General features: G+C 73.0%; 21 protein-coding genes and 2 pseudogenes. 13 read left to right on the forward strand and 10 right to left on the reverse strand.

The genetic code is table 11. The features are described from left to right. Positions 1–30: 30 nt before the first annotated feature. Positions 31–1,023: a zinc-dependent alcohol dehydrogenase family protein gene (locus VE614_RS06510; RefSeq protein ID WP_324933489.1), complete on the reverse strand. Its 993-nt coding sequence runs from the start codon at positions 1,021–1,023 to the stop codon at positions 31–33. A gap of 102 nt (positions 1,024–1,125) precedes the next feature. On the opposite strand from VE614_RS06510, the gene VE614_RS06515 reads away from it, so the two are divergent. The 3 genes from VE614_RS06515 to VE614_RS06525 all read left to right on the forward strand — a co-directional run bounded on the left by VE614_RS06515 (position 1,126) and on the right by VE614_RS06525 (position 3,597). Then, a complete protein-coding gene (locus VE614_RS06515) occupies positions 1,126–2,055 on the forward strand; it encodes an AraC family transcriptional regulator (protein ID WP_324933493.1) in 930 nt (309 codons plus the stop codon). Positions 2,056–2,476: 421 nt separating this feature from the next. Next, a complete protein-coding gene (locus VE614_RS06520; protein ID WP_324933496.1) occupies positions 2,477–2,803 on the forward strand; it encodes a hypothetical protein in 327 nt (108 codons plus the stop codon). Next, positions 2,803–3,597 carry an ABC transporter ATP-binding protein gene (locus tag VE614_RS06525; RefSeq protein ID WP_324933499.1) on the forward strand — a complete coding sequence of 265 codons (795 nt, stop codon included), beginning with the start codon at positions 2,803–2,805 and terminating at the stop codon, positions 3,595–3,597. The genes VE614_RS06520 and VE614_RS06525 overlap by 1 nt, the downstream gene beginning before the upstream one ends. A gap of 52 nt (positions 3,598–3,649) precedes the next feature. On the opposite strand, the gene VE614_RS06530 is transcribed toward VE614_RS06525, so the two are convergent. Together VE614_RS06530 and VE614_RS06535 are read right to left on the reverse strand one after the other, a co-directional pair. Then, positions 3,650–3,862 (reverse strand): EF-hand domain-containing protein, encoded by a 213-nt coding sequence (locus VE614_RS06530; RefSeq protein ID WP_086168278.1) that lies wholly within the window; start codon positions 3,860–3,862, stop codon positions 3,650–3,652. Positions 3,863–3,920: 58 nt separating this feature from the next. Beyond that, positions 3,921–4,136, reverse strand: a complete 216-nt coding sequence (locus VE614_RS06535) for a hypothetical protein (protein WP_414719534.1) — start codon at positions 4,134–4,136, stop codon at positions 3,921–3,923. Here VE614_RS06535 and VE614_RS06540 point away from each other — a divergent pair. Beyond that, positions 4,054–4,605 (forward strand): annotated as a pseudogene (locus tag VE614_RS06540) (hypothetical protein). The gene VE614_RS06535 and the pseudogene VE614_RS06540 overlap by 83 nt on opposite strands. Here VE614_RS06540 and VE614_RS06545 read toward each other — a convergent pair. The 6 genes from VE614_RS06545 to VE614_RS06570 all read right to left on the reverse strand — a co-directional run bounded on the left by VE614_RS06545 (position 4,576) and on the right by VE614_RS06570 (position 10,912). Then, entirely contained in the window at positions 4,576–5,760 is a 1,185-nt protein-coding gene (locus tag VE614_RS06545) for a YncE family protein (protein WP_324933504.1), read from the reverse strand. The pseudogene VE614_RS06540 and the gene VE614_RS06545 sit on opposite strands and share 30 nt — an antisense overlap. Continuing rightward, positions 5,760–6,551, reverse strand: a complete 792-nt coding sequence (locus VE614_RS06550) for a polysaccharide deacetylase family protein (RefSeq protein WP_324933507.1) — start codon at positions 6,549–6,551, stop codon at positions 5,760–5,762. Before VE614_RS06550 ends, VE614_RS06545 begins: the two co-directional genes overlap by 1 nt. A gap of 66 nt (positions 6,552–6,617) precedes the next feature. Next, positions 6,618–7,121, reverse strand: coding sequence for an ATP-binding protein (locus tag VE614_RS06555; protein ID WP_324933510.1), 504 nt, complete (start codon positions 7,119–7,121; stop codon positions 6,618–6,620). A gap of 283 nt (positions 7,122–7,404) precedes the next feature. Further along, complete coding sequence (locus VE614_RS06560; protein ID WP_324933513.1) at positions 7,405–8,172, reverse strand: enoyl-CoA hydratase/isomerase family protein; 768 nt, start codon at positions 8,170–8,172, stop codon at positions 7,405–7,407. A gap of 74 nt (positions 8,173–8,246) precedes the next feature. Further along, positions 8,247–9,503, reverse strand: a complete 1,257-nt coding sequence (locus VE614_RS06565; protein WP_324933516.1) for a L,D-transpeptidase — start codon at positions 9,501–9,503, stop codon at positions 8,247–8,249. Between the two features lie 161 nt (positions 9,504–9,664). Beyond that, positions 9,665–10,912, reverse strand: coding sequence for a L,D-transpeptidase (locus VE614_RS06570; RefSeq protein ID WP_324933518.1), 1,248 nt, complete (start codon positions 10,910–10,912; stop codon positions 9,665–9,667). A gap of 153 nt (positions 10,913–11,065) precedes the next feature. Between VE614_RS06570 and glgX the strand changes: the two genes are divergently transcribed. From glgX to VE614_RS06605, 7 genes and pseudogenes are all read left to right on the forward strand, one after another. Then, positions 11,066–13,297: a glycogen debranching protein GlgX gene (glgX, locus tag VE614_RS06575; RefSeq protein ID WP_324933521.1), complete on the forward strand. Its 2,232-nt coding sequence runs from the start codon at positions 11,066–11,068 to the stop codon at positions 13,295–13,297. Between the two features lie 52 nt (positions 13,298–13,349). Further along, a pseudogene (locus VE614_RS06580) lies at positions 13,350–13,634 on the forward strand (twin-arginine translocation pathway signal protein); the annotation flags it as partial. A gap of 98 nt (positions 13,635–13,732) precedes the next feature. Further along, on the forward strand, positions 13,733–15,592 hold the full coding sequence (locus VE614_RS06585) for an ABC transporter ATP-binding protein (protein ID WP_414719532.1): 1,860 nt from the start codon (positions 13,733–13,735) through the stop codon (positions 15,590–15,592). Beyond that, positions 15,589–17,442: an ABC transporter ATP-binding protein gene (locus tag VE614_RS06590; protein ID WP_324933524.1), complete on the forward strand. Its 1,854-nt coding sequence runs from the start codon at positions 15,589–15,591 to the stop codon at positions 17,440–17,442. The genes VE614_RS06585 and VE614_RS06590 overlap by 4 nt, the downstream gene beginning before the upstream one ends. A 400-nt stretch (positions 17,443–17,842) precedes the next feature. Then, positions 17,843–19,888 carry a M4 family metallopeptidase gene (locus tag VE614_RS06595; protein WP_324933527.1) on the forward strand — a complete coding sequence of 682 codons (2,046 nt, stop codon included), beginning with the start codon at positions 17,843–17,845 and terminating at the stop codon, positions 19,886–19,888. 210 nt (positions 19,889–20,098) lie between these two features. Further along, complete coding sequence (locus VE614_RS06600) at positions 20,099–21,769, forward strand: M4 family metallopeptidase (RefSeq protein WP_324933530.1); 1,671 nt, start codon at positions 20,099–20,101, stop codon at positions 21,767–21,769. Positions 21,770–21,839: 70 nt separating this feature from the next. Beyond that, a complete protein-coding gene (locus VE614_RS06605) occupies positions 21,840–22,358 on the forward strand; it encodes a DUF1990 domain-containing protein (RefSeq protein WP_324933533.1) in 519 nt (172 codons plus the stop codon). Positions 22,359–22,361: 3 nt separating this feature from the next. Here VE614_RS06605 and VE614_RS06610 read toward each other — a convergent pair whose 3' ends face one another. Continuing rightward, positions 22,362–24,980, reverse strand: coding sequence for a glycosyltransferase family 1 protein (locus VE614_RS06610; RefSeq protein WP_324933535.1), 2,619 nt, complete (start codon positions 24,978–24,980; stop codon positions 22,362–22,364). Between the two features lie 61 nt (positions 24,981–25,041). Here VE614_RS06610 and VE614_RS33685 point away from each other — a divergent pair, with 61 nt between their 5' ends. Both VE614_RS33685 and VE614_RS06615 read left to right on the forward strand, forming a co-directional pair. Next, positions 25,042–25,785, forward strand: a complete 744-nt coding sequence (locus tag VE614_RS33685; protein ID WP_414719533.1) for a S8 family serine peptidase — start codon at positions 25,042–25,044, stop codon at positions 25,783–25,785. Positions 25,786–25,989: 204 nt separating this feature from the next. Next, on the forward strand, positions 25,990–26,805 hold an 816-nt coding region (locus VE614_RS06615), incomplete at its 3' end, for a maltotransferase domain-containing protein (protein ID WP_324933538.1).

Consider the following 26,805-nt stretch of genomic DNA (forward strand, 5'->3'; position numbering starts at 1 on the left):
GGATGACGGGTCCGGGCACCGCGTGGCGGGTCAGATCCGGACGACGATCTTCCCCGTGTGCCGGCTGGACTCCATCAGCCGATGGGCGTCCCGGATCCGGTCCAGGCCGTCGAAGACCTCGGCGACGACCGGCCGCAGGGTGCCGTCGGCGAGACCGGAGCCCAGGTAGCGGGCGGTGCGGAGGCGGCCGTCGGCGGTGCCGCTCATGGTGAAGTTGTTGTAGCCGTGCACGGTCAGCGGCCAGTTCATCGGCAGTTCGACGGGCAGCCCGCCCAGCCAGCCGTAGCTGACCAGGGTGCCGCCCTCGACGACCGCGTCGCCCAGCGCGCGGAATGCGGCGCCGCCGATCCCGTCGAACACCACCTCGGCGCCGCGACCGCCGGTGAGCCGCCGGGTCTCCTTGACGACGTCCTCGCTGTCGCTGACGATCACCTGCTCCGCGCCCAGGTCGAGCAGTTGCCGCCGCTTGTCCCCGGTGCGGGTGGTGGCGATGGGCACGGCACCCGCGCGGCGGGCGACCTGGATCGCGGCGGTGCCGGTGCCGCTGGAGGCACCGGTGATCAGCACGTGATCCCCCGCGGTGAGGCCGGCCGTGCGGACCAGGGCGCCGTACGCCGTGGAGTACGAGACCCAGACGGCGGCCGCGGTGACCGCGTCGACGCCGGCCGGGCGGGGCACGACGGAGTCCTCCGGCAGCAGGATCCGGTCGCCGTACACCCCGTGGGCGCTGAGTTCGAAGTTGGCGGCGGACATCACCGGGTCGCCGGGCGCGAAGCCGGTCACGCCCGGGCCGACCGCCGCGACGGTTCCGGCCGCCTCGTAGCCGTTGCGGGAGGCGGGGAGGGTGGGCTGGTAGAAGTAGCCGCCCGAACGGAACAGCGCCTCGGCGCGGTTGAGGGCGAGCGCGGCGACGTCGATGAGCACCTCGCCGGGGCCGGGGTCCGGCAGTTCGGTCTCCTCGACGCGCAGCACGTCCGGGCCGCCGAGTTCGTGAAAGAGCACTGTGCGTGCGGTGACTGACATGCCGTCGACGCTATGGCCGCGTGGACGAGACGATCCATGTCCGCCTGTCTCGATTTCCTGTCCGATCGTCTTCCTGTACGGCGCGGCGGATACCGTACGGGCATGGACGTACTGAGCGACGCCATCGCCGCGATGCGCACGGGGCGTCCGCACTCCGCGCGCAACGACAAGCACGCGCCCTGGGGCATGCGCTTCCAGGCGTCGGACGGGGCCGGCTTCCACGTGGTGCTGCGCGGTGCGGCGTTGCTGATCCCGGCGGAGGGCGAGCCGGTGGCGCTGGGCCCCGGCGATGTGGCGTTCCTGGCGCACGGGCGCGGGCACGCGCTGGCCAGCGCCCCGGACGTGCCCCTGGAGGAGGTACGGCTGGACGCGGACGGCCGCTGGCCGGAACCCGGACCGCCGTCCCCCGCGGGCGGGCCGGAGCCGGACACGGTCATGCTGTGCGGGGCGTACACCCTGGACCGCTCCCGGGCGCACCCGCTGCTGACCGAGCTGCCGGAGGTCGTGCATCTGCCCGCCCGGGTCGGCGCGCACCGCTCGCTGCGGGCGGCGGTGGAACTGCTCGGCGAGGAACTCCAGGAGCCCCGGCCGGGCTCGGCGACGATCGTCAGCTCGCTGCTGGACACCCTGCTGCTGTACATCCTGCGGGCCTGGTGGGAGGGCGAGCGCCGGGACGCGCAGGGCCATCCGACGGGCTGGGCGGCGGCACTCGCCGACCCGGCGGTCGGGGTCGCGCTGCGCGCCGTCCACAGTGATCCGGCGCACCCGTGGACGGTGGAGGAGCTGGGCGCGCGCGGCGGTCTGTCCCGGGCGGCGTTCGCCCGGCGGTTCACCGCGCTGGTGGGCGAGCCGCCGCTGGCCTACCTCACCTGGTGGCGGATGACCACGGCGGGACGGCTCCTGCGTGCGGACGACACCCCGCTCCGCCTGGTCGCCCAGCGCACCGGCTACACCTCGGAGTTCGCCTTCGCCAAGGCGTTCAAGCGGGAGTTCGGCGTGGCACCCGGGCAGTACCGGCGGCGGGTCTCGTAGGAGCGGGCGCTGGTTGTCGAACCAGACGACGAGCCGGACGTTGCCGCCTCCGTGGAGCCCGGCGAGGGTGCGCATCACCGACCGGGTGGTCTCGCCGGGCAGCCGGGTGCCGACGGGCCGGTGGCCGTCCGCGATCCGCGCGCGCAGCCGCTCGGCGGCGGCCTGCTCGGCCAGGGGGTGGGGCGGACGGGGCCCAGGGGGACGACGGACCGCCGATCTGCGCGCAGGGCAAGGGAGTTGCGGCGGGGCGTCCGGCGGTAACTCACTTGTCCGTGGAGCTGAGGTGTGGTTAGCCTGCCCGGCATGACGCTCTGCGGTCTCCTCCTCGGCTGCCGCGGCGGGGCCTGACGCGACCGGCACCCCGCCACGGGATGCCGTGCCGCCGGACACCGTCGACCGAGCCGAAGGCCACCAGCAGACGATGACCACCCTCACGCCCGCCACCACGCCCGCGCCGTGGAATCCGCAACGCCCCGGGCCATGCAGCACCGGCCCCGACGCCCGCCCCGGCCACTACGAGGGCACCGGTACCAGCCCGCTCACCGCCTTCGCCGACGCCCTCGCCGGAGCCGGCCACACCGTCACGGTCCTCGACGTCGCCGAGCAGCCGGCCGGGGACGAGGTCGCCGTCTGCGCCGAGTGCCGGGCCGACGGCGGCCCCGCGGTCTGGGGCGCGGGCCGGGACGCCTCGTCCCTGGCCGCGGCCGTCCGGGCGGTGCTGCCGGCGGTGAACCGGGCGGGGCTGTGATGACGGAGGTACTGCGCGCCACGGGGGTGCGGGTGGTGCGGGACGGGCGGCCGATCCTGCACGAGGTGTCCCTCACCGTCCACGCCGGTGAGCACTGGGCGCTGCTCGGCGCGAACGGCGCCGGGAAGACCACGCTGCTCGCGCTGCTCGGCGCCCGGATCCACCCCACCCGCGGCTCGGTGGAGGTGCTGGGCCGCCGGCTGGGCCGGGTCGACGTACGGGAGCTGCGGACCTACGTCGGCCATGTCGACCCCCGGCATCCGCTGACCGAGCCGCTGCGGGTGCGGGACGTCGTCCTGACCGGGGTGACCGGTTCCGTGGCGCCGGTGCCGCGGTGGCGTCCGACCGCCGCGCAGGAGGAGCGCGCCGACCGGCTCATCCGGACACTCGGCCTGGATGGCCACCGGGACGCCCGCTGGCCCACCCTCTCGCACGGGCAGCGCGGCCGGACGCTGATCGCCCGGGCGCTGATGCCCGAGCCCCGGCTGCTGCTCCTGGACGAGCCCGCCACGGGGCTCGACCTGCCGGGGCGGGAGCAGCTGATCACCGCGCTGGACGAGCTGCGCCGGGACCGTCCCCGGCTGGCGACGGTCCTGGTCACCCACCATCTGGAGGAGCTGCCGCCGGGCACCACGCACGCGCTGCTGCTGCGGGAGGGGAGGGCGCTGGCCGCCGGGCCGGTGGCGGAGGCGCTCGACCAGGACACGGTCGGCGCGTGCTTCGGCCTGCCGCTGACGCTGGAGCGGCACGGCGGGCGCTGGAGCGTGCGGGTCAGGCGCCCGGACCGGACATGACACGGGGGCGCACCCTCCCGAGACCGGGAGGGTGCGCCCCCATGGGCACGCGTCACTTGTTCACGTGGGCCCAGAACTCGTCGAACGACAGCAGCTTGTCGCCGTTGAGGTCACGGCTGGCGATGATCGCCTCGGCGACCGCCTCCGTCACGTTCCAGTCGCCGCCCTGCGCCAGGGCGGCCTTGAACTCGGCTGCGGTGATCTGGCCGTCCCCGTCCGTGTCGATCCGCTCGAACTGCTTGCGTGCTTCCTCGATGTCGGCCACCGATCCGCCCCTCTTTCATACCTTGCTGCCTGGTGCTGTCGCACTGACGCAGGTCAGATTAACTGCCCGCCCGCGCGCGCAGTGCGGCGACCACCCACGCGAAGTCCTCCGCGTGCGGGGGCGCGGGCTGCCGGTTGACGACGGCCAGCAGTTCCCGGTAGCGCGCGACCCGGTCGTTGAAGCCGGGCGTCATGCGTTCCAGGACGGCGCCGCGGTCGGCGTCGCCGAACAGTTCCCGCAGCACCTCCTCCGCCTCGGGCCTCTCGGGGGCCACTCCGCGCCGCCGGGCCGGGCCCGCCCCGGACGGCCGGACGACCGTGGTACCGCAGCCCCGCGACCGGGACGCGGGCGTGCTGTCGTTCAGCGCGCACTCGGTGGTGTTCACGGACGAGGACCCGCGGTGGGTGTACGACGCGCTGGGCGACCTGGACTGCGACGCCCTGGCCGCGACGATGAATCCCCGCTTCCTGGCGGCGTTCCCGGAACGCACCGGGCGGACGGCCGAGACGATCGACGCGGTCCTGGTCGCCACCCCGCTGCCGGGCACCGCGGGCTGGGGCGGGCACTGGCGTCGGCGGCCCGCCGGCTGGCGGACGAGCCGCTGTGGGCGCAGGGCGCCGGGGAACGCCCGGAGCGTACGGGCGTTCCAGGCGGCCGGTTACCGGCTGGTGGGCGCGGAGGTGCTGCTGCGGCGCGCCCGCCGGGGCAGACCGTCAGCGGAAGACGCCGGTGTGGCCCAGTGAGTAGCGGCCCGGCTGGGGGTAGACGGCGAGGCCGTGCGGGCCGCTGCCGACGGGGATGCGGGCCAGCTGGGTGCCGGTGCGGGTGTCGATGGCGTACACCTCGGCGTCGTAGCGCCCGGACAGCCACAGCACCTTGCCGTCGGCGGAGACCCCGCCCATGTCGGGGCTGCCGCCGTCGGGCAGGCGCCACTTCTTGGTGAGCTTGTTCCGGGTGAAGTCGAAGACGGAGACGGTGCCCTCGCCGCGGTTGGAGACGTACATCTCGCGGGAGTCGCGGCTGACGTAGAGGCCGTGGCAGCCCTTGCCGGTGGGCAGCAGCTCGGGCTGCTCGAAGGTGTCGCCGTCGAGGACCCACATGCCGTGGGCCATCATGTCGGCGATGTAGAACCTCTTGCCGTCCGGGGAGATCTTCACGTCCTGCGGCATGGCGCCCTCCAGGGGCAGCTTCTGCTGTCCGACCACCTTCATCTTCTCGGTGTCGACCTTCAGCAGCTCGCCGCTGAACTCGCAGGAGACGATGAAGTAGCGGCCGTCCAGGGAGAAGTCGGCGTGGTTGACGCCGTAGCAGCTGACCGGCTCGGTCTTGACCCGCTTCATGGTGTGCGGGTCGCGGAAGACGAGTTCGCGGTCGAGGGAGGCCATCACCACGGCGTACTTGCCGTTGGGGGTGAAGTAGAGGTTGTACGGGTCGTGGACGTCGACGGGCTTGCCCGCCTTGCCGGTCTTCGGGTCGATCGGGGTGAGGGTGTGGCCGCGGTTGTTGTTGACCCACAGGGTCTTCAGGTCCCAGGAGGGCACGACGTGCTGCGGCTGGCGCCCGACCCGGATGGTGTCGACGATCTCGTAGGTCTTCGGGTCGATGACGGACACCGTGTCGGACTCGGTGTTGGGGACGTAGACCCGGGAGGGGAAGTCCTTGACGACGGGCGAGAGCCGGTTCGGGCGGTCGGCGGCGTAGACGTCCGCCGGATCCAGGACCGGGGGCATCCCGGGCAGGCCCTGGATCCGAGGCTGCTGCTTCTTCGGCGGGACGGGCACGGCGGCCTGGGTGTCGCGGGACCGCTCGGCGCCGCGCTCGGTGCCGGTGCCGCAGGCGGCGAGGGCGACGAGTGCGGCAGCGGCGATCAGGGCGCGGGCGGGCAGGGTACGTGGCATCAGCGGATCAGCTCCGTGGCGGTCACCGCGGCGAGGCCGCGGCGGTCGAGTTCTTCCAGGACGGCGGGGAGGGCGGCGACCGTGTCGGCGTACCCGAAGTGCAGGCTCACGATGGATCCGGGGCGGATCCGGTCGAGCACGGTGCGGGTGACGGCGGCGGCGCCGGGCCCGGTGAAGTCGAGGGAGTCGACGTCGTACGACAGGACGTGCGGGTAGCCCACGCGGCGGGCCAGGCGTTCGACCAGGGGGGAGGCGCGGGCGGCGCGGGAGGGGCGGAACCAGGTGCCGATCGACCCGGTGAGCCGCTTCAGACGGCGCGCGCAGTCGGCGATCTCGGCGTGGGCCTCCCGCTCGGGGAGCTCGTTGACGCCGACATGGTGCTGGGTGTGGTTGCCGAGGTCGTGGCCGCCGTCGAGGACGCGGCGGGCGAGCGCGGGATGCTCGTCGAGCCAGGTGCCTACGGCGAGGACGGTGAGCCGGGCGCCGTGCCGCTCCGCCTCGGCGAGCAGGGCGTGCGCGGTGCCGGGGTCCCCGTTGCCGTGGAAGGTGAGGGCCACCCGGGGGCGGGTGCGGGGGCCGTGCTCGATCTGTGCGGGCCGGCCGGGGAAGCGGTGGGGCCCGTGTCCGGGCCGGGAGGGGCGGCGAGAGCCGGGGGTGGGGGCGGGGGTGGCGCGCTCGGGGGGAGGGCCGGCGCCGGTGCGGGCGCAGGCCGCGGACAGCGCGCCCGCGGCGACGAGCCCGGCACCGGTCCGCAGCGCCGCGCGACGGTCGGTCGTGGTCACGCGGACCATTTATAGGCAGGCCACGGGCGGAACCGGACGATTAGCCCAATCAGCGGTGCGGCCGGGAGGGACGGTTCAGCGGTCCGCGACCCGCATCTCGAACCACGTCGTCTTGCCGCGCGGCAGGAGGTCGACGCCCCAGCGGTCGGCGAGCTTGTCGACGAGGAACAGGCCCCGGCCGCTGACGTCGAGTTCCTGGACGGGCATCAGGCAGGGCAGGCCGCGGGACGGGTCGCGGACCTCGATGCGGATCCGGCCGCGCAGGCGGCGCATGCGGAGATGGAAGACCAGGGCGCCGGTGTGGCGCACGGCGTTGCCGACGAGTTCGGAGACGAGCAAGACGGCGTCCTCGGTCATCCGGGGGGTCAGTCCCCACTGGCGCAGGACCACCATCTGGGCCAGCCGGCGGGCCACCGCCGCGGACTCGGGGCGGGACGGCAGCGACACCTCTTTCTCCGTGGGGTTGCCGTACGTCTCGAGTGCCTTCAGCCCCTGTTCGTCCTCGACCGCGGGCGACCAGCGCGCCGCGGTCGTACGGCCGCGTCCCCACGGCTGTTCGATGCCCTCCAGCCCCGCCATGCCCCCATCATGGCCGCCCGGCGTACCCGCCGGGGCCGTTCCCGGGGAATACGCCCGGCGCGAGCCCGCCACCCACGAGATCCGAATGGCATGTGCCACAGGCAGCACGGAATCGAACGCGGCCCCGCTGAGCTGCGAGGACAAATCGATCAAGGGGGCGGGCGGGCTCCCCCGGCGCGACGGTCCCGCGGTCGCCGTCAGGCGTGCGCGAACCGCCCCTTCGGGGGAACCGCGCCGGACACCGCGCCAAGTACGGGCACCCGCGCGCCCGTTCAGCGGCCGGTCAGCGGAACTTCGCCTTGCCCGGCCCCTCCTCCACGAAGCTGCGCATACCGATCGCCCGGTCCTCCGTGGCGAACAGGCCCGCGAACCAGTTCCGCTCCACGGCCAGGCCGGTGTCGATGTCGGTCTCCAGGCCGGTGTCGACCGACTCCTTCGCCGCGCGCAGCGCGATCGCCGGGCCCTGGGCCAGCTTCGCCGCCCACGCGTGCGCCGCCTCGTAGACCTCCGCCGCCGGCACCACCCGGTCCACCAGACCGAGCGCCAGCGCCTCGTCGGCCTTCACCTGGCGGCCCGTGAAGATCAGGTCCTTCGCCTTGGAGGGACCGATCAGCCGGGCCAGCCGCTGGGTGCCGCCCGCGCCCGGGATCAGGCCGAGCAGGATCTCCGGCTGGCCGAGCTTGGCGTTCTCCCCGGCGATCCGGTAGTCCGCGCACAGCGCCAGCTCGCAGCCGCCGCCCAGCGCGTACCCGGTCACGGCGGCGACCACCGGCTTGGGGATGCGGGCCACCGCCGTGAAGGAGTCCTGGAGGGCGCGGGCGCGCAGGACCATCGCGGTGTGGTCCATCTCCTGCATCTCCTTGATGTCCGCGCCGGCCGCGAACACCTTCTCGCCGCCGTAGATCACCACGGCGCGCACGTCCTCGCGGCGCGTGGCCTCCTCGGCCAGTTCCTTGAGACGGTCCTGGGTGGCCACGTCCAGCGCGTTCATCGGCGGGCGGTCCAGGCGCAGCGTGCCGACGCCGTCCGCGACTTCGAGGTTTACGGTCATGCAGGCAGGTTAACGTCCACTAACGGCAGCGGGCCCGGTGCGGTAGCTCACACCGGGCCCGCGCGCTCAGCGCGTCACGCCGTCCACTTCTCCCAGGACATGTTCCAGCCGTTGAGGCCGTTGTCCGGGTCGATGATCCGGTCCTCGGAGTTCTTCACGACGACCACGTCGCCGATCAGCGAGTTGTCGAAGAACCAGGCGGCGGGCGCGCCCTTGTCCCAGCCGCCGCGCACGTCGCGCAGGCCGATGCAGCCGTGGCTGGCGTTGTAGTTGCCGAAGGCGTCGCCGCCCCAGTAGTTGCCGTGGATGAAGGTGCCGGAGGTGCTCAGCCGCATGGCGTGCGGGACGTCCTTGATGTCGTACTCGCCGCCGTAGCCGACCGTCTCGCCGTTCATCCGGGTGACCGCCAGCTTCTCGGTGATGACCATCTGGCCGTTCCAGGTCTCGTAGCCGGGGGCGCCGGTGGTGACCGGGATGGTCTTGACGACCTCGCCGTCCCGCGTGACCTTCATCGTGAGCTTCTTCGCGTCGACGACGGAGACCTGCTCACGGCCGATGGTGAAGGAGACCGTCTTGTCCTGCTCGCCGTAGACGCCGGGGCGGCCCTCGACGCCGTCGAGGTTGAGGCGGACGGTGACCTTGGTGCCGGCCTTCCAGTACTTCTCGGGCCGGAAGTCGAGCCGGTCGTTGCCGAACCAGTGACCGGCGACCTCGACGGCCGGCTCGGTCTTGATCTCGATGGCCTTCTCCACGTCCTCGGGGTTGGTGATGCCCCGGGTGAAGCGGAGCGAGAACGGCATTCCGACGCCGACCGTGGAGCCGTCCTCGGGGGTGAACTGCCCGATGAACGTGTTCTCCGGCGTCAGGGTGGTGAAGCGGGAGTCCTCGGCGGCGGTGCGCCCCGCGGAGTCCTTCGCGACCGCGTGCACGCTGTACGTGGTCGCGGCGGCCAGGTGGGTGGACGGCGTCCAGGCGGCGCCGTCCTTGGATATCGCGCCGTCGACCTTCGCTCCCTCGGCGTCCTTGACGACGACCTCGGTGAGCTTGCCCCGGGCGGCCGTGACCTTCAGGGCGCCGCTGGTGTCGACGGACTTCGCGCCGTCCTTCGGGGCGATGGAGACGACCGCCTCCGACTGCCCGCTCACGGCACCGGCCGAGCCCTTCGGCTTGTTCTCGCCGTCCCCCGAGCCCGGCCCGGAGTCCGAGCCTCCGCCGCACGCGGTGACCGTCAGCAGCAGCGCCCCGAGTATCAGCGAGAGCGGCCCCCTGCCGCGCCCGCTCCTCCCCCCGCGCGCGTCCACCGACGCCCCCGATATCGGCCGCACGTTCAACTTGTCTCCCCTCAACGGGTCCGGGACCGGACCCTCACCGGGCCCCGTCGGGCCCGCTCCCCAGCGCGTCCCGCGCGCTCGGCGCATATTAACCACATGGTCAGCGCGCCGAGCGCCCCGGAAATGTCACCGTTCGGTCCCAACCGTTCCCCCCTTTCCGGTCACTTCAGCGCACTGCCCGCTTTCCACCGCTTCCAGCTCATGTTCCACCCGCCGAGCCCGTTGTCGGGAGCGACCGTTTTGTCGTTACTGTTGACGACCTCGACGACGTCGCCGATGAGGCTGCGGTCGAAGAACCAGCCCGCCGGGGTGTCGGCGCCGCCGCCCTTCACATCGCGCAGGCCGACACAGCCGTGGCTGACGTTGGCCCGGCCGAAGACGCTCGCGGGCGCCCAGTAGTTGCCGTGCAGGAAGGTGCCGGAATCGGTGAGCCGCATGGCGTGCGGGACGTCCGGGATGTCGTACTCGCCCTTGCCGTTCTTCTTCTTGAAGCCGACCGTGGCGCCGTTCATCCGGGTGATCTCCAGCATCTCGGTGACCACCATCTTGCCGTTGTACGTGGTGGTCTTGGGGGCGCCCGCGGTGATCGGCACGGTGCCCAGCAGCTCGCCGTCGCGCCGGACCTCCATGGTGTGCTCGGCGGCGTCGACGAGGGAGACCTGGCTGCGGCCGACGGTGAACGTGAACGTCTTGTACTGCAGGCCGTAGACGCCGGGCGCGCCCTCGACGTCCCGCAGCCGCAGGTCGACGGTGACCTCGGTGCCGGGCTTCCAGTACGTCTCGGGCCGGAAGTCGAGCCGGTCGCCGCCGAACCAGTGGGGGCGGATCTCGACGGCGGGCTTCGCGGTGACGTGGATGGCGCGTTCGACGGCCGCGCGGTGCTCGATCTCCCGGTTGAACTCCATTGAAACGATCATTCCGGTGCCGACCGTGGCGCGGTTCTCCGGGGAGACGTACCCGATGAAGCGCTCCTCGGGGACGTGGGTGGTGAAGGTCGTGTGCCGGGCCGAGCGGCGGCCGTGGCCGTCGACGGCGACCGCGTCGACCGTGTATTTCGCGGCCAGCGCGAGCCGCTCGCCGAACGGCTCCCAGCTGCGCCCGTCCGGGGAGATCCGGCCCGGCACGGGCATCTCCTGGGCGTCCTGGGATTTGATCACCTTCACGGACTCCAGCCGCCCGTCCGGCACCCGGACGGAGAGGTCGGTGTCCGGTTCGACGCCCTTGCTCCCGTCGTCCGGGGAGACGCGGATGACGTCCTCGGGGGCCGGCGGCCTGCCGGGCCCGCCGTAACCGGTCCCGCCGGTGCCGTCCCCGGTGCAGCCGGCGGCTCCGGCCAGGAGTCCTGCCCATGTCAGTACGGCGGCCAGTGCGGCCCTCGCGCGCCGCGCGCGCCCTTGTACGTGCCTCACAAAGTTGTCCAACGACGGCGCCCGCCCTGGGGAAACGTGAGTGCGAGCCAAGCTCTGGGCAGAACAGGGGGGAGGGCGACGCGACGGGGAGCCGGGCCGGACACCACAGGCCTTGCCGGGCAGGTCGTCCCATGAGCCGTGGGAGGCGTACTGGTGTCCAGCGCTGCCGAGCAGGAGACGTGTGCCGGGGAAGGGCGCCCGGCCCCCGTCGTGAACGGCGCCGCGCGCGCGGCGCCGGCGACGCCCGCGTGGCCGGGGGCGCCGATGCCGCTGGGCGCGCGGTTCCGGGTCGGCCCGGACGGCGTGGCCGGCACCAACTTCGCGCTGTGGGCGGGCGGGGCGGAGGCGGTCGAGCTGTGCCTGTTCGACGACGCGGGCGGTGAGCGGCGGGTGCGGCTGACGGAGCTGACCCACGAGATCTGGCACGGGTTCGTGCCGGGGGTGCTGCCGGGCCGGCGGTACGGATACCGGGTGCACGGCCGCTGGGACCCGTGGACCGGCGGGCGCTGGAACCCGGCGAAGCTGCTGCTCGACCCGTACGCGCGCGCGGTGGACGGCGAGTTCGCGCTGCCGCCGGAGGTGTACGGGCACGTCCGGGACTGGCCGCAGCAGCAGGTCGCGGACACCGTGCGCGACGACCGGGACTCGGCGCCGTTCGTGCCCAAGGGCGTGGTCGTCCACGATGACGACGACTGGGCCGACGACCGCCGTCCGAAGACCCCGTGGGCGGACTCGGTGATCTACGAGCTGCACGTCAAGGGCTTCACCCGGCTGCATCCGGGGATTCCCGAGGAGCTGCGGGGCACCTACGCGGGCCTCGCCCACCCCGCCGCCCTCGACCACCTGACCAGGCTCGGCGTCACCGCCGTCGAACTGCTGCCCGTCCACCAGTTCGCCCACGAGGACCACCTGCTGAGGCGCGGCCTGAAGAACTACTGGGGCTACAACTCCATCGGCTACTTCGCCCCGCACGCCGCCTACGCCGCCTCCGGCAGCCGCGGCCAGCAGGTCGGCGAGTTCAAGCGGATGGTGCGCGCCCTGCACGCGGCCGGGATCGAGGTCATCCTCGACGTGGTCTACAACCACACCGCGGAGGCGGGCGAACTCGGCCCGACGCTGTCCCTGAAGGGCATCGACAACCGGGGCTACTACCGCCTCCAGGCGGACGCGCGCAGGTACGCCGACTACACCGGCTGCGGCAACACCCTGCACGTCGTCCAGCCGCACGTCCTGCGCCTGATCACCGACTCGCTGCGCTACTGGGTGACCGAGATGGGTGTCGACGGCTTCCGCTTCGACCTGGCGGCGGCGCTGGCCCGCTCCATGCACGACGTCGACATGCTCTCCCCGTTCCTCGCGGTGATCGCCCAGGACCCGGTGCTGCGGCGGGTGAAGCTGATAGCCGAGCCGTGGGACGTGGGGTCCGGGGGCTACCAGGTGGGCGCGTTCCCGCCGCTGTGGACGGAGTGGAACGACCGGTACCGCGACGCCGTACGGGATTTCTGGCGGCACGCGCTGCCGGACGTCCGGGAGATGGGGTACCGGCTGTCGGGCTCCAGCGACCTGTACGCCTGGGGCGGGCGCAGGCCCTACGCGTCCGTCAACTTCATCACCGCGCACGACGGCTTCACCCTGCGGGACCTCGTGTCGTACGAGCGCAAGCACAACGAGGCCAACGGCGAGGGCAACCGGGACGGCTCGAACGACAACCGGTCCTGCAACTACGGCGCCGAGGGCGAGACCGGCGACGAGGGGGTACGGGCCCTGCGCCGCCGCCAGCTGCGCAACCTGCTGACCACGCTGCTGCTGTCGACGGGCGTGCCGATGCTGGTCGCGGGCGACGAGCTGGGCCGCACCCAGGCCGGCAACAACAACGCGTACTGCCAGGACAACGAGATCAGCTGGCTGGACTGGGGGCTGCTGGAGGAGCCCGGCTGGAAGGCGCTGTTCGACCTGACCTCGCGGCTGATCGCGCTGCGCCACCGGCATCCGGTGCTGCGCCGCCGGGCCTTCTTCTCGGGGCGGGCGCATTCGGCGGACGGGCTGCGGGACCTGGCGTGGTTCACCGCACGGGGCACCGAGATGGCCGAGCGGGACTGGTACGCGCCGGCCGCCACGCTGGGCATGTACCTCTCCGGCCGGGACATCCCGGGCCGTGACGAGCGGGGCGCGCCGATCCGCGACGACAGCTTCCTCGCGGTGCTGCACGCCGGGGAGCGGCCGGTGGACTTCGTGCTGCCGGGGCCGCCGTGGGCGGAGCGGTACGAGGTGGTCGTCGACACCTCGGCGGAGGACCAGGCCGCGGAACCGTCGGCCGCGCACCGCGCGGGGACGACGATCACGGTGCCGGAGCGGTCGGTGCTGTTGCTGAAGGTGGCCGGCTGACGGGCGTGTTGCGGGTTCGCGAACGTGTTGCCGGTCCGTGAACTCCCCGGGCGACCCGGCCTACCCGCTCGACGGCCACAGCCTGGCCGGATACCTGCTGCGCGGCGAGGACCTCCCCGAACGCGACCTGTTCTGGCGGGTACGGGGCAACCGGGCGCTGCGCCGCGGCGACTTCAAGTACTACCGGGACGCCGCGGGCCGCGACCACCTCTTCGATCTGGCGGAGGACGCCCGCGAGCAGGCCGACCTGGCCGCCGGCCGGCCGGAGCTGCTGGCCGAGTTGAAGGGGGCGTGGGAGGCGGTCGCGAAGGGGCTGCTGCCCTACCTGGGCGCCTGACCGCGCTCCCCACCGCGCCCGGCCGTGCTCCCGGCCGCGCTTCCCGCCGTCGGGAAACTCGGTGGGCGTCGTCGGTGGCTGTCCGTAATCTCGACGTGATGGCGACGACACGTACCCCCACCGCAGAAGACTGTCCCGACCAGCCCGCCGATCCCCCCGCCGACCCGCCCGCCGGTGCCTCCGGCGGTGCGTCCGCCCGCCGGTCCGCCGTGCGCAGTCTGCTCCGCCTGTGGCCGTACGTGCGGCCCGTGCGGGCGCGGTTGTCCATCGCCGCGGTCGTCGCGGTCGTCGCCTCCTGCGTCGGCCTGGTCATCCCGCTGGTGCTGAAGTGGCTGGTGGACGGGCCGGTCGCCGAGCGCGACCCGGCCGGGGTGTGGCTGGGCGCCCTGTACGTGCTGCTGCTCGGGCTCGCCGAGGCGCTGTTGTTCGGGCTGCGGCGGTGGCTGGTGGCCCGGCCGCTGGCGGGCGTCGAGGCGGGGATGCGGGCGGATCTGTACCGGCATCTGCAGCGGCTGCCGGTGGCGTTCCACGACCGCTGGGCCTCGGGACAGCTGCTGTCCCGGGGCACCGGCGATCTGATGCTGCTGCGCATGTTCCTCGCCTTCCCGCTGACCTTCCTGCTGGTCAACGGGGTGACGATCCTCGTCGGCGTCATCATCATGCTGGTGCAGGACTGGACGCTGGGGCTGGTGGTCCTGGGCCCGGCCGTGCCGGTGCTGGTCGTCTGTGTCGTCTTCGAGAAGCGGTACGCGCTCGCCGCCCGGCGGGCCCAGGACCAGGTCGGCGATCTGACCACGGTCGTCGAGGAGAGCGTGCTCGGCATCCGGATCGTCAAGGGGTTCGGCCGCCACCGCAGCCAGGCGCGCGCCTTCCGGGAGCTGACGCGGACGCTGCGCGGGACGGAGCTGTACAAGGCCCGGCTGCTCGCGACGATCTGGGCCGCGATGATGGCGCTGCCCGAGGTGGCGATCGGGGCGGCGCTGGTGCTGGGCGCGGTGCGGGTCGCCGACGGGGACCTGTCGGCGGGCACCCTGGTCGCCTTCCTGTCCATCGCGCTCGCGCTGCGCTGGCCGGTGGACTCGATCGGCTTCCTGCTCGCCCTCAGCCAGGAGGCGGCGACGGCCACGGAGCGCTACTTCGAGGTCATGGACGCCGAGCCGGAGCCGACCGGCACCACCGGACCGGCGGCCGGCGAAGGCGACGGCGACGGCGACCGGGGGCTGCGGTTCCACGGCGTCACCTTCCGCTTCCCCGACGCACCGCCCGGTTCGGCGCCGGTGCTCGACCGGGTCGATCTGCACATCCGGCCCGGTGAGTCGATGGCGCTCGTCGGCGCGACCGGCAGCGGCAAGACGACGCTGACCACGCTGGTGCCCCGGTTGTACGAGGTGACGGAGGGGCGGATCACCCTGGACGGGGTGGACATCCGGGCGATGTCCCGCGAGGAGCTGCGCACCCGGGTGGCCGTCGCCTTCGAGGAGCCCACCCTGTTCTCGGCCACCGTCGGCGAGAACGTCCGGATGGGCGCGGACGGCGACGCGTCCCCGGCGGAGGTGGAGCGCGCGCTGGCGGTCGCGCAGGCGGACTTCGTGCACGCCCTGCCGCAGGGTGTCGGCACCCAGGTCGGCGAGCAGGGCCTGAGCCTGTCCGGCGGCCAGCGGCAGCGGCTGGCGCTGGCCCGGGCGGTCGTGGGACGGCCGGACTTCCTGATCCTGGACGACCCGCTGTCGGCGCTGGACGTGCACACGGAGGCGGCGGTGGAGGCCGCGCTGCGCCGGGTGCTCGCGGACACCACGGCGCTGATCGTGGCGCACCGCCCGTCCACGGTGCTGCTCGCCGACCGGGTCGCCCTGCTCTCCGGCGGCCGGATCACCGCCGTGGGCACCCATCACGAACTGCTGCGCTCCCACGCCGAGTACGCCCATCTGATGTCGGGCGAAGAGGAGGACGGCCGATGACGGCCACCACGACCGCACCGGCCGAGGACGCGCCGGACGAGCGCCCCTCCCCCGCCGGCGACCCCTTCGACCGGGATGTGCTGCCCACGCCGCCCGGCGCGACCGCCGCCCTGCTGCGCTCGCTGCTCGCCCCGATGAAGGCGCGGGTCGCGCTGACCACACTGCTGCTGCTGCTCCAGCAGGCAGCGGTGCAGGCCGGCCCGCTGCTGGTGGCGTACGCCATCGACCGCGCCGTGCCCGCGTTGCGCGCGGACGACCACGGGCCGCTGATCGCGGTGGGCGCCGGCTATCTGCTGTGCGCGCTGGCGGCGGGGGCGTTGCAGTACGGGTTCGTGCGGGGCTCCGCGCGGGTCAGCCAGGACGTGCTGCTGGATCTGCGCGGCCGGATCTTCCGGCACGCCCAGGCCCTGAGCATCGACTTCCACGAGCGCTACACCTCGGGCCGGCTGATCTCCCGCTCCACCAGCGATGTGGAGTCCCTGCGCGAGCTGCTGGAGGACGGCCTCCAGGAGCTGGTGATGGTGATCCTGTCCTGTGTGTACACGGCGGTGCTGCTGCTCTGGCTGGATCTGGGGCTCGGCGCGCTGGCTGTGGCGTCGTTCGTGCCGCTGTGGTGGCTGGTGCGGATGTACCGCCGCCGGGTGCAGCGGGTGTATCTCCAGCGGTCCAGCGCGATCGCCGCGGTGATCGTGAAGTTCGTGGAGACGATGAACGGGATCCGGCCGGTGCGCGCCTTCCGCCGGGAGGCCGCCAACGACGCCGAGTTCCGGGTGCTGAACCGGCGGCACGAGCGCACCAACGGGGACGCGCTGCTGGAGATGGCCCGCTATGTGGTCGGTTCGCGGATCGTGGGCAACACCGCGGTCGCGCTGATCGTGTTGTGGGGCGCCTGGCGGGTGGCGGACGGCACCCTGGCGCTGGGGGTGCTGGCGGCGGCGGTGCTGTATCTGCGGCGGATGTACGACCCGATCGACCGGTTCGGCATGTTCCTCAACTCCTACCAGTCGGCGGCGGCCTCGCTGGAGAAGATCGCCGGGCTGCTGGCCCAGACGCCCTCGGTCCCCGAGCCCGCCTCGCCCACCCCTCTGCCGCCGCTCCAGGCCGAGGAGTTCCCCGGCCGCGAGGTGGTCTTCGACGGCGTACGGTTCGCCTACCGCACCGGCGGCGAGGTGCTGCCCCGCTTCGACCTGACCCTCCCGGCCGGGCAGACCGTGGCGGTGGTCGGCTCCACCGGTGCCGGAAAGTCCACGCTGGCCAAGCTGCTCGCCCGGTTCTACGACCCGACCGAGGGCCGGGTGCTGCTGGACGGGGCGGACCTGCGCGAGCTGGCCACGGCGGAGCTGCGGCGCGGAGTGGTGATGGTGACGCAGGAGGCGTTCCTGTTCTCCGGCACGGTCGCCGAGAACATCGCCATCGGCCGCCCGGAGGCGACCCGCGAGGAGATCGAGCGGGCGGCGAAGGCGATCGGCGCGCACGACTTCATCAGCGCGCTGCCCGACGGCTACGACACCGACGTACGCAAGCGTGGCGGCCGTATCTCCGCCGGTCAGCGGCAGCTCGTGGCGTTCGCGCGGGCGCTGCTCGCGGACCCGGGGGTGCTGATCCTCGACGAGGCGACGAGTTCGCTGGACATCCCCGGGGAGCGGGCGGTGCAGCGGGCGATGGCGACGGTGCTGAAGGGCCGTACGGCGGTGGTGATCGCGCACCGGCTGTCCACCGTGGAGATCGCGGACCGGGTGCTGGTGATGGAGCACGGCCGGATCGTGGAGGACGGCACTCCGGCCGACCTGATCGCCGGGGCGGGCCGGTTCGCGGAGCTGCACCGGGCGTGGCGGGACAGTCTGGCGTAGGCACCGTCGCCGTCGCCCGGCACGGGCGGCCTCCGGGTGTGCGTGCGGGACGGACCGGCGAGGCCGGCGCCGACGGCCCATAGCCGAAGGAGCACGACACCGGAAGAAGCATGCTCCGCGGAGAGGCGTGATCCGGCCACCGTCCCCCGTCACTCCGACGGGGGACAGTTCGTATATCGAACGTGAACTCCCGGACAACGAACGATTTCCGGCCAAGTTTCTGACGCGCTCCTGACAGGAGTGGCGCGGTGCTGCCACTCTTCCCACGGCCGCCTCACAGCAACCCCACAGACAAGTCCGCTGCTGTGACGCGGCACAGCTCCACGCACGCCCGGACGGCCCACCCGCCGCCCGGTCTCCCCTGGCCGCGAGACCCGCGGCCGCGCAGAAGGAGTCAGTGTTGAGCAGCAGTTCCTCTCACAGACGCACCTCCCACACCCCCCGTCGCCGGGCCGCGGCCGTAGCGCTGGTCGGTGCCGCCGCCCTCGTCGCCGCCGCCGTGCAGTCCGGCGCCGCGACCGCCGCCCCGGACCGGACGCCGTCGGCGTCGGCCGCCGCGGACCCGGGCGCCCTGCCGAAGAAGCTCACCCCCGCCCAGCGCGCCGAGCTGATACGCGAGGCCGAGGCCGGCAAGGCGGACACGGCCAGGGAACTCCGCCTCGGCGCCCAGGAGAGGCTGGTCGTCCGCGACGTCGTCCAGGACCGTGACGGCACCACGCACACCCGCTACGAGCGCACCTACGGCGGCCTGCCCGTCCTCGGCGGCGACCTGGTCGTCAAGACGGCGAAGGACGGCAGCACCGAGGGCGTCGCGCGGGCCACCCGGGCCGCGATCAAGCCGGCCACCCTCACGCCGGCGGTGGGCGCCGCGCGCGCCGAGCGGCAGGCGCTGGCCGCCGCGAAGGCGGAGGAGGCCAAGAGCCCCGACGTCAACCGCGCGCCGCGCAAGGTGATCTGGGCGGCCGACGGCAGGCCGACCCTCGCCTGGGAGACCGTCGTCGGCGGCTTCCAGCACGACGGGACGCCGCAGGAGCTGCACGTCGTCACGGACGCGGCGACCGGGGAGAAGCTGTTCGAGTGGGAGGCGGTCCAGACCGGCACCGGCCACACGGTGTACAGCGGCACGGTCCCGCTGACCACCACGCAGTCGGGGTCGACGTACAACCTCACCGACGGCGCCCGCGGCGGCCACAAGACGTACAACCTCAACCGCGGCACCTCGGGCACCGGAACGCTGTTCTCCGGCCCGGACGACGTGTGGGGCAACGGCACCCCGTCCAACCTGGAGTCGGCCGGCGCCGACGCCCACTACGGGGCCGCGCTGACCTGGGACTACTACAAGAACGTGCACGGCCGCAACGGCATCCGCGGCGACGGCGTCGGCGCCTACTCGCGGGTCCACTACGGCAACAACTACGTCAACGCGTTCTGGTCGGACAGCTGCTTCTGCATGACGTACGGCGACGGCTCCGGCAACGCCAACCCGCTGACCTCGATCGACGTGGCCGCTCACGAGATGACGCACGGCCTGACGTCGGCGACCGCCAAGCTGGTCTACAGCGGCGAGTCCGGCGGTCTGAACGAGGCGACCTCCGACATCCTCGGCGCGGCCGTCGAGTTCGCCGCGAACAACTCCTCCGACGTCGGTGACTACCTCATCGGCGAAGAGATCAACATCAACGGCGACGGCACCCCGCTGCGCTACATGGACAAGCCGAGCAAGGACGGCGCGTCGAAGGACAACTGGTACTCCGGTATCGGCTCGGTCGACGTCCACTACTCGTCCGGCCCCGCGAACCACTTCTTCTACCTGCTGAGCGAGGGCAGCGGCGCCAAGACCATCAACGGCGTCAGCTACAACTCGCCGACCGCGGACGGCCTGCCGGTCACCGGCATCGGCCGGGCCAAGGCGGAGCAGATCTGGTTCAAGGCCCTCACCACCAAGTTCACCTCCACCACCAACTACGCGGGCGCGCGCACCGGCACCCTCGCGGTCGCGGGTGAGCTGTACGGCACCACGAGCGCCGAGTACAAGGCGGTGCAGGACGCGTGGGCCGGTGTCGCGGTCGGGTCGCGCTCCGGCGGCGGCGGTGGCGGCACGTCGTTCGAGAACACCGCCGACGTGGCGATCCCGGACCGCGGCGCCGCGGTCACCTCGCCGGTCACCGTCTCCGGCCGCACCGGCAACGCGCCGAGCAACCTCCAGGTCTCGGTGGACATCGTGCACACCTATATCGGTGACCTCCAGGTGCAGCTGGTCGCGCCCGGCGGCACGGCCTACACGCTGAAGGGCTACGGCACCGGAGGCAGCGCGGACAACCTCAACACCACGTACACGGTGAACGCCTCCGCCGAGGCCGCCAACGGCACCTGGCTGCTGCGGGTCCAGGACAACGCGGCCGCCGACACCGGGTACATCAACAGCTGGAAGCTGACCTTCCCGTAAAACCGGGTCGCGCAGCGCGGGGCGCCGTCCCGGGGCAACCCCCCGAGGGCGGCGCCCCTTTCGCGTACCCGCTTTACCTTTCCGAAACGTTTTCTTGGGAGTTGGTTTTCGGCCAACATCACTTCAGGGTCCTGACATGTACGCACCACCAATGTCAGGCTTCCTCCACCCGCCGCACAGCTTCCCCGCAACCCCCACCAAGGAGTTTGTGTGTCCCCCACGCCCTCCCGTCGCTACGCGCGTCACCGGCGCACCACCCTCGCGCTGGCCACCGCCGTCGCCGCCGGAGCCCTCCTCACCACCGGCCTCACCAGCGGTGCCGCCACCGCCCAGGACTCCTCCGGAGCCCCGGCCGCCCGCGCCGCCGCCCCGCTGGCCCTCTCCCCCGCCACCCGCACGGCCCTGATCCGCCAGGCCGACGCCGCCACCGAGCGGACCGCCGACGAGATAGGCCTCGGCGCACAGGAGAAGCTGGTCGTCCGCGACGTCGTCAAGGACGCCGACGGCAGCCTCCACACCCGCTACGAGCGCACCTACGCGGGCCTGCCCGTCCTCGGCGGCGACCTCGTCGTGCACGAGAGCCCGGCCGGGAAGACCGAGGGCGTCACCAAGGCCGTCAAGGCGAGCATCGCGGTCGCCGACCTCTCCCCGGAGATCAGCGCGGCCGGCGCCGAGGCGCAGGCCGTCAAGCGGGCCAAGGCGCTCGGCGGCACCCGGTCCGACGCCGCCAAGGCCCCCCGCAAGGTGATCTGGGCGGCGAACGGCAAGCCCGTCCTCGCCTACGAGACGGTCGTCGGCGGCTTCCAGGAGGACGGCACGCCGAACGAGCTGCACGTCATCACCGACGCGGCCACCGGCAAGAAGCTCTACGAGTACCAGGGCATCGAGACCGGCACCGGCAAGGGCCTCTACAACGGCACCGTCACCCTCGGCACCTACCTGTCGGGCTCGGCGTACCAGCTGTACGACCCCTCGCGCGGCGGCCACAAGACGTACAACAAGGCCCGCTCCACCAGCGGCTCGGCCGGCACCCTGTTCACCGACGCCGACGACACCTGGGGCACCGGCACCGCCTCCGGCTCCTCCACCGACCAGACGGCCGCCGTCGACGCCGCCTACGGCGCCCAGACCACCTGGGACTACTACAAGAACACCTTCGGCCGCAACGGCATCAAGAACGACGGCAAGGCCGCCTACTCGCGTGTCCACTACGGCAACGCCTACGTCAACGCCTTCTGGTCCGACAGCTGCTTCTGCATGACGTACGGCGACGGCGAGGGCAACCTCAAGCCGCTCACCTCGCTGGACGTGGCGGCCCACGAGATGACCCACGGCGTCACCTCGAACACCGCCGGGCTCAACTACTCCGGCGAGTCCGGCGGCCTGAACGAGGCCACCTCGGACATCTTCGGCGCGGCGGTCGAGTTCTACGCCAACAACCCCGCCGACCCCGGTGACTACCTCATCGGCGAGAAGATCGACATCAACGGCGACGGCAGCCCGCTGCGCCACATGGACAAGCCGAGCAAGGACGGCGCGTCGGCCGACTACTGGTCGTCGTCGCTGGCCGGCCTGGACGTCCACTACTCCTCCGGCCCGGCGAACCACTTCTTCTACCTGCTCAGCGAGGGCAGCGGCGCCAAGACGATCAACGGCGTCAGCTACAACTCCCCGACCTACAACGGCTCCACGGTCACCGGCATCGGCCGCGCCAAGGCCGCGGCGATCTGGTACAAGGCGCTCACCACGTACATGACGTCGACCACCAACTACAAGGGCGCCCGCACGGCGACCCTCAACGCGGCGTCGGCGCTCTACGGCGCCACCAGCACCGAGTACAAGGCGGTGGCGGCGGCCTGGACGGCCGTGAACGTCAACTGATCCACGGCTTGATCGACGAGACGGCACCCGGCGGGCACATGACGCCGGGTGCCGCCCTACGCTGGGGCGCATGTCTCTTGGGGATTTCACCTACGCGGACGTCGGCGCCACCCGCGAACCGGGCTTCTGCCCGCCCGGATTCCATCGCATGGACGTCCGTACCCGGCTCGGCGAGGGCCATGAGGTCTTCCGCCGGGCCGCCGAGGCGGTGTGCACCTGGGAGATGCACCGGGCGATGGGCGTCGGCATCGACGCGAGCGCCGACCGCGCCGCCCCGGAGGTGACGGTCACCGTCACCCTCGCCGGACTGGTCAGGGCGCCCTGCCGGATCGTCTGGACCATCGACGAACCCCGCCGCGCCGGCTGGGCCTACGGCACCCTGCCCGGCCACCCCGAGTGCGGCGAGGAGTCCTTCATCGTCGACCGCACCGGCGACGGCACGGTCTGGCTGACCGTGTCCGCCTTCAGCCGCCCCGCCAGCTGGTACGCCAAGGCCGGCGGCCCGGCCACCCGCGGCCTCCAGCACGCGTACGCCAGACGCTGCGGGAAGGTGCTGCGGGCCCTGTGCGGCCGGGCCCCGGAGAGCTGATCCCTACCTCATCAGCACCCCCGCCGCCTCCCGCACCTCGTCCGTCGGGACCGTCAGCAGGCCCGGTTCCGCGCCGGAGGCCAGCAGGCGGTGGGCGGGGAGGATGCGGACGGTGTAGCCGAAGGGGCCGGTGCGGTCCAGGGAGAGCGGGCCCTCGTAGAGCCAGCGGCCCTCCATGTCGGGGCCGCCGGCCGGCTTGAGGGGGACGGCGGAGGCGTCGGTGATCCGGTCCTCGGAGTCGACGCGCCCGGACACCGCCTGCACCTCGACGTCGTCGGGCCCCAGTTCGCCGAGGCCGACCCGGACCCGCAGGGTGAGGGTGGTGCCGAGTTCGGCGGTGGCCCGGGTCGCGGAGGTCTCGACGTGGTCGACCGTCACCGCGTGCCAGGCGGACCGCACCCGCGCCTTCCACTCGGCCAGCTCCCGCGCGCAGTCCGGGTCCATGGCGCGGTGGGAGAGGGCGGCGGGGGCGTAGAGCCGCTCCACGTACTCCCGGACCATCCGGCCCGCCAGCACCTTCGGGCCGAGCAGGCTGAGCGTCTGCCGGACCATCTCGATCCAGCGGTCGGGCAGCCCGTTCTGGCCGCGCTCGTAGAAGCGCGGGGTGATCCGCTGCTCCAGCAGGTCGTACAGGGCGGCGGCCTCGATGTCGTCCCGCCGGTCCGGGTCGGTGCCGTGGCCGTCGGCGGTGGGGATCGCCCAGCCGAAGTCCGGCTGGAACCACTCGTCCCACCAGCCGTCCAGGACGGAGAGGTTCAGGCAGCCGTTGAGCGCCGCCTTCATGCCGCTCGTGCCGCACGCCTCCAGCGGGCGCAGCGGGTTGTTCAGCCAGATGTCACAGCCCGGGTAGAGCTTCTGCGCCATCGCCATGCCGTAGTCGGGGAGGAAGACGATCCGGTGGCGGACCCGGGGGTCGTCGGCGAACCGGACCAGCTCCTGGATCAGGCGTTTGCCGCCGTCGTCCGCCGGGTGCGCCTTGCCCGCCACCACGATCTGCACCGGCCGCTCCGGGTGCAGCAGCAGCTCCGTCAGCCGGTCCCGGTCGCGCAGCATCAGTGTCAGCCGCTTGTAGGAGGGGACGCGCCGCGCGAAGCCGATGGTCAGGACGTCCGGGTCGAGCACCCCGTCGATCCAGCCCAGCTCCGCCGTGCCGGCCCCGCGCTGCCGCCAGGCGGTGCGCAGCCGTTCGCGCACCTCGGTCACCAGCTGCTCGCGCAAGGACCGGCGCAGCTCCCAGATGTCCTGGTCGGGGATGTCGGCGACGGCGTCCCAGCGGTCCGAGGCGCCGATGGTCAGGGCGTCCTCGGTGCGCTGGGCGCCGATCTGCCGGGCGCCGAGCCGGAACACCTCGGGGGCCACCCAGGTGGGGGCGTGCACCCCGTTGGTGACGGAGGTGATCGGCACCTCCTCGGGGTCGAACCCGGGCCACAGCCCGGCGAACATCTCCCGGCTCACCTTGCCGTGCAGCAGCGACACCCCGTTGGCGCGCTGGGCCAGACGCAGGCCCATGACCGCCATGTTGAACAGGCTGGGCTCGCCGCCGGGGTAGGTCTCCATGCCGAGCCGGAGGACGCGGTGCACGTCGATGGAGGGCAGTTCGGCGTCGGCGCCGAAGTGCCGGGCGACCAGCTCCCGGTCGAAGCGGTCGATGCCGGCCGGGACGGGCGTGTGGGTGGTGAAGACGGTGCCCGCCCGCACCGCCTCCAGCGCCGAGTCGAAGTCCAGTCCGTCCGCGCAGAGTTCGGCGATCCGTTCCAGGCCGAGGAAGCCCGCGTGCCCCTCGTTGGTGTGGAACACCTCGGGCTCGGGGTGGCCGGTGAGCCGGCAGTACGTCCGCACCGCCCGCACTCCTCCTATGCCGAGCAGCATCTCCTGGAGCAGCCGGTGCTCGCTGCCGCCGCCGTAGAGCCGGTCGGTGACGCCGCGCTCGCCGTGTTCGTTCTCCTCGACGTCCGAGTCGAGCAGCAGCAGGGGCACCCGGCCGACCTGGGCCAGCCAGATCCGGGCCCGCAGCGACCGGCCGCCGGGCAGCGCGAGGGCCACGTGGGCGGGGGTGCCGTCGGACTCCTTCAGCAGGGCGAGCGGCAGTTCGTTGGGGTCGAGGACGGGGTAGTGCTCCTGCTGCCAGCCGTCCCGGGAGAGGGTCTGGCGGAAGTAGCCGTGCCGGTAGAGCAGGCCGACACCGATCAGCGGCACGCCGAGGTCGCTGGCCGCCTTGAGGTGGTCTCCGGCGAGGATGCCGAGGCCGCCCGAGTACTGGGGCAGGGCGGCGGTGATGCCGAACTCGGGCGAGAAGTAGGCGATGGCGGCGGGCAGTTCCCCCGACCGGGTCTGGTACCAGCGGTCGCCGGTGACGTAGTCGTGCAGATCGTCGGCGACCGTGGTCAGCCGGCGCAGGAACCGGCGGTCCTCGGCCAGCTCGGCGAGCCGGGCGGGCGGCACGCTGCCCAGCAGCCGCACCGGATCACCACCCGAGGCGGCCCAGTGGTCGGGGTCGGCGGACTGGAATAAATCACGCGTCTCCGCGTGCCAGGACCAGCGCAGATTGCGCGCCAGGTCGCTCAGCGGCCGGAGGGGTTCGGGGAGAACGGGACGGACGGTGAATCGACGGATCGCCTTCACGGTTCCACCTTGTCGCTGCGCTGACGGACGCGATGTGCGTTGTTTGTCCCTGTCGACGGTAGTGGCTGCCCGGCCTCGGGGTGGCCAACTCGAAGGACCGTGGCGCCCGTCCCGTCGGTGCGTCACCTCCGCCCCACCCGGGCCGATATGGCCGATTCCGCCCCCGTGGGCCACCTTGTGGGGCTCCACACCGCACGAGAGGCTGCCCAGGGGCGGACCGGGCGACACACCGACGCGCCAGGGGTGTCCGGGCGGACCGGGCCGGCTCCGTCAGCGGCGGCTGCCCGGTGACGCCGAAGGGGGAACGGGCGCTGCGTCGGCGGCGGGAGCGGACGTCGCCGAGAAGTACGGGGCGCGCATCGGCCACCCGTACGGCACCGTCCTCGACGGCTACGCCGAACGGGCGAACGAGGAACAGGCGCGCCGGCTCACGGCCGGCAACCGGGCACTTCCGGCCAGTCTTCACTCCCCCGCAGACGTCCGGCAGGCCCGCACCGCGGGCGCCACCGGACCGCGCGACGCCCGCGCGCCCCTCTCCCGCCACGGCCCCGTGCTGGACCTGTTCGCCCCCGGCGTCGCCCCTCACCGCGGCGGCGCACACCGGCGACACCGCCGGGCCGTCCACTCCGGTACGCCCACGGCGTCTCCGCACGTCACGGGCGCCGCGCCCGCTCCGTCCGGCCGCTCGGCCGAAGGCCGGTCCGCCCGGACATCCCGGGCGCCGACGGCCGGAACGGCGACCGGCGGGATGTCCGGCCGGGGGCTCGGTGCACCGGACGGACTTCTCCAGGTACCGCGGTCTTGATGGCACAGTCCGGCCACCGTCCCCATCCGGCGCGGAGGGGGCCGGACTTGTGTGTAGACATACGCGTGAGTAGTTAACAACGTGCCGGATTGCCCACCCGAATAGGGTGGGAAGGCTCCTGCGGTACACCTCACAGGCACCTCACGCAGAACCCACCTCCCCACAGCAATCCGCCCACCCACGTTGACGCGGACAGGAGCGGTGATGCCCGCCACGCACCACTCGCCAGTGACCCCGACCCCCAGCAGCACCGGCACACCCCCGGTGCGCCCGGCCGACAGCGGTCCACCGGCCCCGGAGCCACCCTCCGCGGGCGAGGTCACCGCCGTCGGACGCATACCGGTTCTCGACGTCCGCCCGGTCGTCCAGCACGGCCGGCGGCCCGCCAAGGCGGTGACCGGGGAGCGCTTCGAGATCTCGGCCACCGTGTTCCGCGAGGGCCATGACGCGGTCGCCGCCAATGTCGTGCTGCGCGACCCGCGGGGCCGTCCCGGCCCATGGACCCCGATGCGCGAACTGGCCCCCGGCACCGACCGCTGGGGCGCCACCGTCACCGCGGGTACGCCCGGCCACTGGACCTTCACGGTCGAGGCCTGGGCCGACCCCGTCACCACCTGGCGCCACCACGCCACGATCAAGATCCCGGCCGGGATCGACACCGGCCTCGTCCTGGAGGAGGGCGCCCGGCTGTACGAGCGGGCGGCCGACGGCATGCCCGTCCGGGAGCGCGAGCCGGTGCTCGCCGCCGTTGCCGCGCTGCGGGACGAGTCCCGCACCGCCGCCGTCCGGCTGGCGGCGGCTCTGACACCGGAGGTGGAGGCGGCTCTCACGCGGTATCCGCTGCGGGAACTGGTCACCGCCTCCGACCCGATGCCGCTGCTGGTGGAGCGGGAGCGGGCGTTGTTCGGCTCGTGGTACGAGTTCTTCCCGCGTTCGGAGGGCACGGAGGAGTGTCCGCACGGGACGTTCCGGACGGCGGCGCGGCGGCTGCCCGCGATCGCGGAGATGGGTTTCGACGTC

The sequence above is a fragment of the Streptomyces sp. genome (assembly GCF_035645055.1).
GTDB lineage: Bacteria > Actinomycetota > Actinomycetes > Streptomycetales > Streptomycetaceae > Streptomyces.